General features: G+C 47.3%; 11 protein-coding genes. 4 read left to right on the top strand and 7 right to left on the bottom strand.

Going from position 1 to position 11,928, the window contains the following annotated elements:
* Window positions 1–9: 9 nt before the first annotated feature.
* From ABFC84_01380 to ABFC84_01350, 7 genes are all read right to left on the bottom strand, one after another.
* Entirely contained in the window at window positions 10–1,212 is a 1,203-nt protein-coding gene (locus ABFC84_01380) for an anaerobic glycerol-3-phosphate dehydrogenase subunit C (GenBank protein MEN6411397.1), read from the bottom strand.
* A 15-nt stretch (window positions 1,213–1,227) separates the two neighbouring features.
* The gene (gene glpB / locus ABFC84_01375) at window positions 1,228–2,472 is read right to left on the bottom strand and encodes an anaerobic glycerol-3-phosphate dehydrogenase subunit GlpB (GenBank protein ID MEN6411396.1); all 1,245 of its coding nucleotides are present in this window, start codon (window positions 2,470–2,472) and stop codon (window positions 1,228–1,230) included.
* Window positions 2,459–4,075 (bottom strand): anaerobic glycerol-3-phosphate dehydrogenase subunit GlpA, encoded by a 1,617-nt coding sequence (gene glpA, locus ABFC84_01370; GenBank protein MEN6411395.1) that lies wholly within the window; start codon window positions 4,073–4,075, stop codon window positions 2,459–2,461. The genes glpB and glpA overlap by 14 nt, the downstream gene beginning before the upstream one ends.
* 207 nt (window positions 4,076–4,282) lie before the next feature.
* Window positions 4,283–4,585, bottom strand: a complete 303-nt coding sequence (locus ABFC84_01365; protein MEN6411394.1) for a hypothetical protein — start codon at window positions 4,583–4,585, stop codon at window positions 4,283–4,285.
* A gap of 73 nt (window positions 4,586–4,658) precedes the next feature.
* Window positions 4,659–5,285 carry an HAD-IA family hydrolase gene (locus ABFC84_01360; protein MEN6411393.1) on the bottom strand — a complete coding sequence of 209 codons (627 nt, stop codon included), beginning with the start codon at window positions 5,283–5,285 and terminating at the stop codon, window positions 4,659–4,661.
* 42 nt (window positions 5,286–5,327) lie between these two features.
* Window positions 5,328–6,107, bottom strand: a complete 780-nt coding sequence (locus ABFC84_01355; GenBank protein MEN6411392.1) for a hypothetical protein — start codon at window positions 6,105–6,107, stop codon at window positions 5,328–5,330.
* Between the two features lie 15 nt (window positions 6,108–6,122).
* Window positions 6,123–7,607 (bottom strand): DASS family sodium-coupled anion symporter, encoded by a 1,485-nt coding sequence (locus ABFC84_01350; protein MEN6411391.1) that lies wholly within the window; start codon window positions 7,605–7,607, stop codon window positions 6,123–6,125.
* A gap of 149 nt (window positions 7,608–7,756) precedes the next feature.
* Here ABFC84_01350 and ABFC84_01345 point away from each other — a divergent pair, with 149 nt between their 5' ends.
* The 4 genes from ABFC84_01345 (at window position 7,757) to ABFC84_01330 (ending at window position 11,927) form a co-directional block, all read left to right on the top strand.
* Complete coding sequence (locus ABFC84_01345; protein MEN6411390.1) at window positions 7,757–8,692, top strand: LysR family transcriptional regulator; 936 nt, start codon at window positions 7,757–7,759, stop codon at window positions 8,690–8,692.
* Between the two features lie 365 nt (window positions 8,693–9,057).
* On the top strand, window positions 9,058–9,543 hold the full coding sequence (locus ABFC84_01340; protein ID MEN6411389.1) for a MarR family transcriptional regulator: 486 nt from the start codon (window positions 9,058–9,060) through the stop codon (window positions 9,541–9,543).
* Window positions 9,544–9,673: 130 nt separating this feature from the next.
* Window positions 9,674–10,786: an HlyD family efflux transporter periplasmic adaptor subunit gene (locus ABFC84_01335; GenBank protein ID MEN6411388.1), complete on the top strand. Its 1,113-nt coding sequence runs from the start codon at window positions 9,674–9,676 to the stop codon at window positions 10,784–10,786.
* Complete coding sequence (locus ABFC84_01330; protein ID MEN6411387.1) at window positions 10,767–11,927, top strand: ABC transporter permease; 1,161 nt, start codon at window positions 10,767–10,769, stop codon at window positions 11,925–11,927. Before ABFC84_01335 ends, ABFC84_01330 begins: the two co-directional genes overlap by 20 nt.
* Window position 11,928: the final 1 nt, after the last annotated feature.

Raw genomic sequence — 11,928 nt, 5'->3', positions numbered from 1 at the left:
ACTGAACTGTTATCTTTCATATGCCCGGCGCAGGAGAGTCAGGGGATGAACCGTCTCTACCTTAGCGCCATGGGCGATCTGCAGCCGGCAGGTCCCGCAGTCGCTGACCACCGTATCCACACCGCTGTCTTTGATCCTTTGAAACAGCTTCTCCCCTATGGCCATGGAAATGTCATATTTATCGGCTTTAAATCCGTAATTGCCCGCAATACCGCAGCAGCCCGCGCCGGCGTTCTCTACCCTAAGGCCGGGAATAAGCTCCAGCAAATCCAGTGCCGGCAGTCCGAACCCCTGGGCCCGAAGATGGCAGGGAGCGTGGTACAGGACCTTCTCTTCCAGAGCGGCAAAATGGGTATTCAATTTCCCTTTGTCCGCCAGCAGCAGCAAAAATTCACAGCCGTCGTACAAATTCCTCGCATTTTCCGCCATTCCTTCGATATCATACAGCTCCTGGTATTCCTGCTTCAGCATCAGACCGCAGCTGGTGCAGCAGGTAATTACCGGATAGCCCTGCTGTCGCCATTTTTTCAGCAGTTCGGTATTGGTCCGGGCCTGCTCACCGGCTTCGTCCAGATAGCCGGTTGCAACCATAGGCGAACCGCAGCAGACAAAGTCTTCTTCCACGATAACTTCGTAGCCGTTGGCCTGCATAACGGCTACGAAGTCCATTCCCACTTGGGGATCGTTGTAGTTGATAAAACAGCCGGGATAGAATACGACTTTATCCGGGCAGCTTTGCTGTTTAAATTTTTTAAATTGGCGGAGAAAGGATTCGGCGGCATACGATGGTAATGGTCTTTCTCCGGCGATGCCCGCCAGGTTCATGAGGCCCAGGCTGCCGCCAAGGTTCATGCCCAGGTTGGCCAAAAATGCGCCGCCGGGAATTTTTTCCGCTAGTTTGGCCATTTTTTCGCCATGGGCCAGCATATCGTCCCGCAGGGAATGGCTGCGGTTTTTAAAGGACTTGGCTCTGGCCAGCATGTTGAGGGTGGAAATAGGCACGCCGGAAGGGCAGGCTATGTCGCAGTTTTTGCAGTTGGAGCAGTATTCCAGGGAGGGTTCCGTATCTTCCTGGGAAAGTCTCATTCGTTCCAGGGCCGGTCCCACCATTTTCGGTCCGCGGAATTTCCGGGTAACCGCGGTAACGGGACACTGAGCGATGCAGGCTGTACAGGCGGTACAGCTGTCCGGATTGTTATGCTGTATTTTCATGCTTGTTTTCCTCCCTTATACCATCATGGCCGCTTGATAGCCGGATGCCAGCGCAACACCGTTGCCTGATTTTTCAAAACAGAAGTCATAGCCTGCCAGGCTGCGTCCGGCAATATATACATTTTCAAGGGCCAAGCTGCCATTCTCAGCCAGGGGGCGCAGCGTGCTGTCGACGGCGATGCCGATTTTGGCAAAGGGCTGCTGTTCCCGGGAGAAAAGCCGGGGATTGCTCCACTGCGTCTGGCTGGCCGGGGCTTTGACCGGCAGGTGGAAGATGGGTTCGACGGCTTTTCCTGGCTCGGCCAGCAGGCCGCCGCCGTAGAAACCGCCGTTGGCCAGGATAAAGGCTTGGGCCGAATAGCTCCGTTCCCGGTCGCTGTTCTGGGTGACGACTGCCAGGCACCTGCCGTTTTCGACGATGGCTTTGGCAACAAAAGCCTGCTCAACGATGCGGACGCCGGCTGATTTCAGGTGATCCAGCAGCAGGTTTCGCAGCCGAAAGCCGGTCATCGCCGGCGGCAGGGCGACGGTTTCGATGATCCGGCAGCGAACTGCCTGTTCCAGTTCCTGCAGGACTTGGTAGTCGGGACGGGTTCCCAGTACTGGCGGCAGGAGCAGGACGGCGCCTGGCTTCACTGTGTTTCGCAGTTGTTCTATACAGTCCTGCCGGCCGGATTCGGTATCCAGCCACCGGGCAATATCCAGGGCGCTGACATCCCGGCCGGCGGTAAAGCGCGGATCGACCATGGCGATGTGGTAGGTTTTGTCATAGCCCGGCAGTTTTTGCAAATTCTTCGCGACGATATGGGGGTAGTAGTCTTTTAGACAGTGAAAGCCGACTGCATAGACCATATCGGTTTCTGCCAGGGGCGCGGTGTCCATGGTTTTGGGTACCAGGCAGGTGGGCTTTATTGTACCGGCGGCGGTGGGAATCCATTTCATTTCCTGCAAGTTTCCCCGATAGGGAAAACCGGCTGTTTCGCACAGATCAAGGAAAAAGTCAACTGCCGCCTGAACGGCTTCTTTGCCTATTTTGCTGTAGGGATGGTCCGGATCGACCAAAGCCAGTCCGGCAGCCGGGCTGGCAAAGGGACGGCCGTCGCTGCCGCAGCCCAGCAGGTCGATGGTTCCGCCGCTGATGGTCAGAGTGCCGACTCCTTTACTCAGCACTGTCACTGTTTTGCCCCGTTTGGCGGCCACTGCCGCTGCGGTGAGTCCGGCAAAGCCGCCGCCAATTACGATTACGTCACTTTGTCTCATTGTCGATCACTCCATTGATATTCAACATTCCCTCATAAATGCCCCTGGTCAATTCCATTTCCCGCAGGACGCTGCCCCAGAGGATTGGACGAATGCCATTCCAGCGGCCCTGGAGGAATTCTTTTAATAGATCATTGGTGCTTTGGCCCCAGGCCAGGTTCTGACTGTCAACGGCGCCGACGCTTCGGAAGATGCAGAAGGCTCCCTGGCAGGTCCCCATTCCCATGCGGGTTTTGCGCCGGACATCGCTTAGGCAGTAGCTGGTGCTGTCCTTTGCGGCTGTTTCGATTTCCGCCAGAGTAACGTTTTCGCATTCACAGACCAATTGGCGCTTTTCTGGGTCCTGTTCCATACTGTTGACGACTTTCTCCAGCCGTTCGGCGCCTAACCGTGAGGCAGCCAGTTCGGTTCCGTAGGCGGGAAAATATTGTCTGGCCTTTGCCAGCAGTTGGGGAGAAGCGTCTTCCACCAGGGGTTCTTCGGCGGTACGGCAGGGTGTTGTAATTTTTAAATACCGGCATACCAGATCGCTCATTTTTTCGGCCATAAGACGGTACGTGGTGAATTTACCGCCGACGATGCTGGCGAAGCCGGTCAGGTTATCTTTGGCATGATCCAGAATGACAAAATTTCGGGACGCTCCCCGGCCTTTGGCGCTGGGATCAGCGCTGTATAAGGGACGGGTGCCGGTAAAGGCGCGAAGCAGACGGTACTGACCGAGGTTTTCGAAGGTAGCTTCACCGATTTTCATCATCGCCAATACTTCCTGGGTGGATGGCAGGTTGTCTTCCGGACTTTCGGCCGGAGAGGAGGTGGTGCCTAATATGGTAATGGAGCCGTGGGGCACAAAAATATCTCCGTCGGAGGCCGGACGCAGCCGGTTGATGACACGGCTGGAAAGCCGGTGGTTAAAGGCCAGCAGGGTGCCTCTGTCCGGCTGAACATGGACCTGGATGCCTGCCAATCCGGCGATTTTTCCGGCCCAAGAGCCGGCAGCGTTGACGATAAAGTCGCAGGCGATTGTTTCGACTGCGCCGGTCAGGAAACTTTTGATTTTGACACCGGTGATTTGCTGGTTGCTTTGTTCAATGGCGACGACTTCGCTATAGGTCCTGACCCGTCCGCCGTAGCGGCGGGCGGAGGCTACGTTCTGCCAAGCCATGCGGAACCCGTCGATGGCGGCGTCCGGCACCCGGTACACGGACTGAATCCGGCGTGTGAGGTTGGGTTCCAGTCGCCAAGCTTCCTCCGGGGAGATGGGTATGGCGGGAATACCTACTTTGCGGCAGCCTTCCACCCATTTTTCTTCAAATGCTTTATCGTCTTCCGGCAGCCGGATAAAGAAGCCCTCGGTGGCTTCGACGCAATGTTTGCCGATTTTCCGCAGGATAGTATTTTCTTCAATGCATTCTTTGCCGGCGGCGGCGTCTTTTACTGCATAGCGACCGCCGCTGTGCAGCAGTCCGTGATAGCGGGAGCTGGAGCCGTTCACCAGATCCCGCTGTTCCAGGAGCAGCACGTCTACTCCTCTCATGGCCAGATCCCGCAGGATCCCGACTCCTGTGGCTCCGCCGCCGATGACTACTACTGAAGCCTTTTCCATGTCATTACCCCTTCCTGAAAACCTTTTTCTTGCTGATTTCTAAAGGAGCAAGAAAAAAGAGGTCTAAATCAACATCCTGCCAAACACGCGGAATGTTGATTCGGACTTCTCTTTTCTCTAGTCCAAAGTTATTATTTTATCTTAGTTCTATTTCACCAAATATATGAATATTCCTTTTTTGCAAAAATTCAAACCAGGATCTCTTTTCTACGCATTTAAATCAATATGTGTTCCGGTCTTTTCCGCCTGCTGTGACTGATTCTGCCGTTTATCTTCTTCCCGGTTAGATTTCACCGCCCGTTTCTTTTTTTGCTGTGATTGATATCTTGGGTTCTCGGCAAAACCAACCGGCCTGACAGGAAATAGCTTCGACGCTTTTTGAACAGCCTCAACGGGCTTAATCTTGTTTTCCAAGGGAATCGCCCCCTTTACTATCCTATCGTAATCGTAGGGCGTATTCTTAAAAGAATTTGATGCAGCCTTTATTTTATTCGACAGTAAATGAGCCATTGCCTCCGCAGCTCCCCTGCCAAATTATTCCTCAGCAATTTAACAATATAAAATTATTGGCTCGGCATAGATTTTATTTGTTTATTTTAAGAATATTATAAAGCTGCTCTAAGCAATAAATATTGTAGTCAGAAGCAGTAACCGTTGTCTTGTTTTCAGCAAAAAAACATGCTGCCATGCCGGCGTTTTTCCCAGCCAAAATGTCGATATCGCGGTCGCCTATCATAATACCTTCGGCGGGAGAAAAGTTGTGCCTTTTAGCTAAACTTAGCAGTGCTGCCGGGTCCGGCTTCCTGGGAAAATCATCTTCTATCGAGATACAATCGGCAAAGCATTCTCTTATCCCCGATTTTTCAAGATGCTTCAGAGCGGTTGTATCGCGGTGGGTGTATAAATAATTCTTCTTCCCGCTTTTCCAGATAGCTCGGCATATTTCAATTGCATAGGGAAAAGTGGGTATGCATTCTTCTTCTATTTGATTGCGATAAGTCAAATATTTTTTTTCAAAATCATCGCTTAGCCCATACTGCTTGTTGAGCCGTTTTTGAGTGTTCCCGATAGAAACCCTTAATTGCGCCCCCAGCTCTTTTATGTCAATTTTTATATTTTCTTCGGTAACAACGCGAAAAAATGCTTTTGTAATGCCGGGATAAGTATTATAAAGCGTTCCATCAAAATCCCAAACCACATGTTTATACATATGTTTCACCTCGTAGTTTTTTTACAATTTTTTACTGTCGCCTTACGATTTTGCTAACGGAGTCTTAAATACTTTTTTGTATTCCAATATGAAGAAGGCTGCGCCGAGACCAATCGCTGCCACCCACAGTATTCCAGCCGGAACGCCTTTTACCGGCGTACCGTGGACCGCATTGATGCTGACTTCCATTGCCTGCTTGAATGCCGGTTTTTCTACCGATCCTGAAAGATCATATTCCAAATAGCGCAAATCCGACTGGGGATCCTTGCCTACAAGATAGTTTTTCTTAGGAGAGGAAACGTGTAAAAATTCCCGTCCTTTGGCTAAATAGACCTTTACTTTGTAGTTCACAATATCGTAGCTTTGAGTGTTTACAATTTTATACTTTAATAAAACCTGTCCGGCAACCCCGGTATCCGGCTTATATGCAGCCCCATTATAAAAATCGCGGCACGTAAATGTCAGCTCAATGGCATACTTTTCTTCCGGCGAAGAAGTTTTATATATCAGATAGGATGAGGAGCCAACCTTGCCGGGTTTGCCATCGGCTGCAGTGACCTGTCCCATTTTCACCTTCATATCCGTCTGAATCATATCGGCCTGGCGCATGAAAACATAGACTTCACCGGCCGTATTGGAAACTCCCTCTACAGTCACTGTCAAATCGGCATCATAATTTTCAGCAGGAGTAAATGTTTCCATATAGTTCAGTATTTGACCGGCTTTCAAAGAGTCATTCGCCGCTGATGCGCTGCCGGCTGAAGTAAATGTAAAGCTCAGAATTACGATTAAACACGTCATACAGTTTATTAATTTTTTCATGCTATCTCCTCCTCCCTAGCAAATACCTAAAAATTTAAACCACGTCAGCGACGCGATTACCAGCAGAATCCATTTAACCAGCAGCACAAGTATGCCATAGACAAACTGGTTAAGTACGCTAAAGTACCCGGTGCTATAAAATATAAGATTCGGCTTGCTGCTGGGAGGCAGTGTTATTACATCAGCGATTGTAAAGCTTGCCGGTAGTGCCAATGCCACAGGATTTACACCGGCAGCCTTTGCTATGCCGATAATAGTTGGAATCAAAATAATCGTGCGCACTGTTTTGCTGGTAAAAACCAAGTGAGAAAACATGGCGATAAAGATTACGATTGCATATAATTTGAAGAATCCAAGCGAAGCTAAATTCAGCGAACCGAATATGGAGTTTAGCATAAAGGAGGCTCCGCCGGAAGCATCCAGTGCCAGTCCGACGGAATATGCGCCAACGCTGAACAGAACCAGATTCCAGGGCACGTTTGCATCCTTCCAATTTGCGATGCCAATATAAGGCATGAAAAATAAAATACCGGAAATCAAGGTTACCAGCACTAAGCTGATCTGCATTCCGAACATGGCGTAGTGGTGGCCGTCGGTTGCCCACAAAAATACCGTAAGGGCAAAGATAATCAACGCTTTTATCTCATTTTTGCTAAGCTTACCCAACGCCTTATACTGATCCTTAAATTCTTTCTTTGCATCTGAGGGCTGCTGACCATTCTCAAGCGGAGGAGCTTTAACCTCGCTTTTAAATAAAAAGTTACCGATTAATAAAGATGTGAGAACCGTTAGCACGGCAACGGGGAAGGAAGCGGCAAACCAGTCCATCCAGGTAACATTTGCACCCGTTAAGTCTTTGATAAGCCCTACCGCCATGATTTGCGGTGCTGTTGCGGTCAAGATGCCGGTTGTGCAGATATTATTGAACTGCAGCTGCTGTATAACCAATTGTCTGCCAAAATTACTTTCTCCCGGTATAGCTTTGTACACTTTGAGAATAAGAAGCGAGATCGGAAGCATCAGGGTGGCTCTGGCCGTAGTAGAAGGTACTAAAAAAGCCAATATCAGATTAGTTACCGCCAAGGTAGCCAACGTGCTTTTGGCAGTATGGCCAAATTTGGATATTATCCAAAGGGCAAGTCTTTTGGCAAAACCGCTCTTTTCCATGCCCGATGTAATGAAGAAGGCCATTAGCATAACCCACATTACATCCAAGCCGAATACACCAAGCGCTTCTTTCTCGCTCCAGGCTCCTGTTATGACTAAAAGGACAATTCCAATAAGAGACGTTAAGTAGGTAGGCAGCGACTGGGTTACCCAGAGGATAAAAATTGAGAAGAATACCGCTATGGCCGCTTTACCTTGCAGAAGCAGTCCGGCCGGCGTAGGCATCGTCAGCAGGAACACAAAGGCAATCAAAGCTGCCGGCAGACCGGCCACCTGCATCCACTTATCAACGATACTTTTTTTCTTAGTAACGGCTGCTGTACTTGCAGTCATATTATCACCTCGCATTTTTTATTTTCAACAACAGTATATAAAGAAATATAATCATAAACAAATCATATAAGTTGTAACATTTATAACCAGGAGTTATACTTTAGACAGTCAGGCTACTGGGAAAGATGATTTATAAATGGGAGGCTATAATGGATATTGTAAAGTTGACTACATTTTTATCGCTGGCAAAAACGGAAAACCTTTCTAAAACTGCCGATGAAATGTACTGCTCACAAGCGGCAATATCTAAACAAATATCTGCGCTGGAAAATTATTATGGCGTACGCCTTTTTGACAGAGTTGGCAGAAATATAAAGATTAACCGAAACGGCATTATATTATTAAAATACAGCGAAAAAATAATAAAGCTTAACCATGACTGTATAAAAGAACTGTCTAAAACAAACACCGCCGGCAGCAGCAAGGTTAGGGTGGGAGCTACCAGCTTTATTGCCAACTATGTTCTGCCTGTTTTGGTCAGCACTTTTCACGGAAACAGCTATGGCACCAATATTGATCTTTTTATTGATTATTTTACCGTCGTCCTGGAAAAGGTACGGCATTTCAAATTAGACTTCGGATTTATTTCACAGCACAAAATTCATTGGGAATTTGAAGGGTTAAAGCTCTTACCGTTTGAAACAGATGAGTTGGTTTTAATTCTATCTAAGGATAATTTTTTGGCCGAAAAAGATACTATAACGATCGAAGATCTGGAGAGCCAAACTTTCCTTATTTCTTCCAAGCCGTACTCCGCTACCAGAGAATTTTTCGAAGATGCACTGAAAAAAGCAGGAGCGCCAACTCCTATCTGTCAGAAGTTTGGCAATACAGAATCTATTAAGCAGGGAGTAGCCAAGAACTACGGAGTTGCCGTATTATCTTGTAAAAGCGCTGTCAACATAGAAGCGCAGCTTCCTGTCAAAACAGCACATATAAAAGGTTTAACCCTAAAACGATACCTTTACTGCGTCAAACAGCGCGATGAAGCTTTGTCCCAAAGCTCTATTGATTTCCTGGCGGAGTTTATTGATAACCCCGAAAATTATGATTTGTGGCAAAGCTGCTACAAGGCTGTGAATTAGGCGTCGGTTATCAGACTATTAGGGAATAAGAAGCGTAGGGGACGCACATTTTGCTTCGCAAACTTTTCGGGGACCCATCTTATCTTTACCACAATAAATCCCCATAATTTAAACTAAAGCGGCCAAAAAGTTACGGGCTGTGGCTCCCCCGCTACTGGCAGCGTATCCCACAGGGTGAGTCTTCGCGTTCTTACAGCCAGCGAAATCCTAAGCAGCAAAAAAACGTCCCCTTCGCTTTTGAGTGCCTCAGGGGCTTTCGCCGTGGAATCAATTGTTATGGCAAAAAACGGAAGATCATTTTGACAAACAAAAAATTTTTTTATATACTAATAATTAATTGGCTAACTATTTATCTGGAGGCTGTTATGAAGATAGGAACACTTCCCTCACGCGAGATGTTGGAAAGAGAAGCGAAGATTATTCCCGAAATAAATCCTTCATCGGTTATGGTTATGCTACGGGTATTACAAACATCATCTGAAATTCAGCATTCGATTTTTGATGTTTTAGAAAGAAACTATCAGTTGTCGGAAGGAAAATTACATGTGATGATTCTTCTTCATCAGGCAGTTGACGGAATGGCCCCCTCACAGCTGGCGGAAAGCGCCGGTGTGACCCGGGCGACGATCAGTGCTATGCTGCACCGCATGATGCGTGACGGACTTACATATTCTTTTTCCGATGCGAATGATGGCCGGGGCAAAAAGATCTACCTTACCAAAAAGGGCCGCAGCTTCATGGACGAAGTATTGCCGGGACATTATCTGCGTATTACCAAATTGATGGGACGGCTTTCGGAAAAAGAACAAGAAGAACTCATTGATTTATTAAAAAGAATTGCTGGTGATTAAATGTCCGTAGTAGTTTTTTATCCATTTAGTTAGTTAGCTTACTATATGGACATTTTTGTATTTATATTTGACAATTTTATAAGCTTATGGTTAGTTGACTAATTAATGTTAAGGGGGTAGGAAAATAGTTATGGATTTGGAAAAGAAATCATTACGAATTGGAATGGTATGTTTAGTATTGCTTTTTTCCGCCGGGCTTGTGTTGCTTTACAAAGGGAATGATGCGATAGCACTGGCCGTAAAAAACAAAGATGGTATTCTTACAGCAGAGCAGGTCAAGGTATCTTTTGATTCGGTCAGCGGCCGCCTTATTAACGAAGCGGTAAAGGAGTCGCAGGAAGTGAAAAAAGGCGATGTGCTTATGGTTCTCGACAGCACGGATGTCGATCTTTCCATTGCGAAATTGAAAGCCCAGATTGCGCAGATGGACGCACAGATCAATTCGCTGAATGGGTCTATCCGCATTGGTTATGCACAGACAGATACAAACGAAGAGCAAAACTTCCGCGAGATCGACGAGCAGCGGGCGGCTCTTGCTGGCGCAAAGGCAACGTATCGAAACAAACAGCTCGATTATAATCGAAAAGTTGCACTTGCCGCATCGGGGGCTATTTCCCAGTCAGAGCTTGACGATGCCCAGGCAATTCTCAACGTTGCCGCGGCAAATGCGGCGCAGCAGCAGCAGCTTCTCGGGAAATTGCTCGCTGGCACAATCGATAACGGCAATACCGATAGCTTGAACCTGCCGACCATTGAGCAGCAGCATCAGGCATTGGCCAATAAGCAGAATGATGTCCAGAATCTTATACAGCAGAAAAAAGCTTTAGAAGTACAGTTGGCTGAATTGGAAGTAAGTAAGGAACGGCTTACTTTGCGGGCACCGGAAGATGGCAAAATCTTAAAAATTATAGTAAAGCAAGGCGAAATGATTACTGCAAATACGCCCGTCATTTTATTAGAAAGCAAAAGATACTACTATGATATTTATTTAAGTGAAAAACAGGCGACAAGACTGGCTGAAGGCGATCCGATTGTCGGTAAAACGCTGGCGAACAACCGGAATGTTGCCGGAACAGTCCGGTTTATTACCGCAGCTCCCGGTTTTGCCGATCTTAAAATGTCGCGAGAAAAAGGGCAGGCTGATTTATCTGCCTTTCAGGTTCGTATCTATACAGACGCACAAGCGGGAATATTGCCGGGTATGACAGTCGAGGTGACAGAAGATGCATTCACTAAAAGATGAGTTAGCGTTTTTCGTTTCCGGTAAGGGCATGCCTTATGAAAAGGTCTCTCTCGTGGTAGCAATCGTGGTAACAGTAGTGATTGGTATATTTCTTGCGAATAATTATACTCAAGACGCTAATGTTGCAGTTATTGATCTTGATAATTCCAAATACAGCCATGAAATTATTAAAAAAATGAATGCTTCGCCGTTTATCAAGATATCGGCCGTACTTAATATGCCGGCAGAACCCACGAGTCTGTTTTATCGGGATAAGAATATAGCCGTTGTTTATCTGCCCAAGGATTTGGAAAAGAACCGCTACAGCCAGTCGGCAGCCAGCATGGGTGTATTTTATGATAATACAAACAGTGCTCAGACTGTAGGCGTAAAAGATGCGTTGAATACGATCATTGCTAGCGAGAACCAAACAGGAGCAGCGCAGAATCCGGCAGCGGTTGCGGCGGCAGCGGCGAGTATTTCTCTGAATGAGCGGGAACTTTTCAATCCGGTAAATTCGAACAGCAACGGGGAAGTATTGGGATTCCTTTTCTTTTTCTCTTCCATGTTCTTTGTTTTTGCAACGATTGGGATAATACCAAGGCTTCGTCTGGAAAAGAAACTGGTCGTTGAATTCAAGGACAGCAGTCCATTTTCATTGATAACGCGCCTTTTTCCTTATAGCGTATGTCTCGTTACGGCAATTTTTGTCGGGCTTGCTATTTTACGAATTTTAGGTGATTTGACTTTTTCAGGAAATATTTTTGTTTTTCTGCTTTCCCTTATTTTTTATATACCGGCACTTGGTATGTTCAGCCTGCTTTTTGGCTGGACGGCGGCGAATCCGGGGGTTGCAGCAAGCCGCATGATTCTTTTTATACCCGGAGGATTTATCTTTGGCGGCCCGACCGGTCCGGTTTCTGCCTTGCCGGAATGGGTACGAATTATTACTCATATTTTTTTCCCGCTTACCTGGGAATATCACTTTACCCGTGATATTCTTACGCGGGGTGCTTCATTCATGGACTGTTCCAAAGAATTTGGTGCTTTGCTGATTTATCTGGGCGTAGTAGCACTTGTCTTCTGCTTTTGTTTTTATCGGGCCCGCGCAGCTTTCATGAAAATAAAGGAACAAAAAAATTCAATAATTGCGGAGGGGTAAG

The organism is Veillonellales bacterium (assembly GCA_039680175.1).
Classification (GTDB): domain Bacteria; phylum Bacillota; class Negativicutes; order JAAYSF01; family JAAYSF01; genus JBDKTO01.
The sequence above is the reverse complement of the archived record's forward strand: the minus strand, read 5'-3'. Positions and strand labels throughout refer to the sequence as shown.

Excerpts from the sequence above, each read along its gene's own strand:
- ABFC84_01350 (MEN6411391.1), bottom strand. The coding sequence starts at position 7,607 with ATGACTGCAAGTACAGCAGCCGTTACTAAGAAAAAAAGTATCGTTGAT.
- ABFC84_01340 (MEN6411389.1), top strand. The coding sequence starts at position 9,058 with ATGAAGATAGGAACACTTCCCTCACGCGAGATGTTGGAAAGAGAAGCG.
- glpB (MEN6411396.1), bottom strand. The coding sequence starts at position 2,472 with ATGAGACAAAGTGACGTAATCGTAATTGGCGGCGGCTTTGCCGGACTC.
- ABFC84_01355 (MEN6411392.1), bottom strand. The coding sequence starts at position 6,107 with ATGAAAAAATTAATAAACTGTATGACGTGTTTAATCGTAATTCTGAGC.
- glpA (MEN6411395.1), bottom strand. The coding sequence starts at position 4,075 with ATGGAAAAGGCTTCAGTAGTAGTCATCGGCGGCGGAGCCACAGGAGTC.
- ABFC84_01335 (MEN6411388.1), top strand. The coding sequence starts at position 9,674 with ATGGATTTGGAAAAGAAATCATTACGAATTGGAATGGTATGTTTAGTA.
- ABFC84_01345 (MEN6411390.1), top strand. The coding sequence starts at position 7,757 with ATGGATATTGTAAAGTTGACTACATTTTTATCGCTGGCAAAAACGGAA.
- ABFC84_01330 (MEN6411387.1), top strand. The coding sequence starts at position 10,767 with ATGCATTCACTAAAAGATGAGTTAGCGTTTTTCGTTTCCGGTAAGGGC.
- ABFC84_01365 (MEN6411394.1), bottom strand. The coding sequence starts at position 4,585 with ATGGCTCATTTACTGTCGAATAAAATAAAGGCTGCATCAAATTCTTTT.
- ABFC84_01360 (MEN6411393.1), bottom strand. The coding sequence starts at position 5,285 with ATGTATAAACATGTGGTTTGGGATTTTGATGGAACGCTTTATAATACT.
- ABFC84_01380 (MEN6411397.1), bottom strand. The coding sequence starts at position 1,212 with ATGAAAATACAGCATAACAATCCGGACAGCTGTACCGCCTGTACAGCC.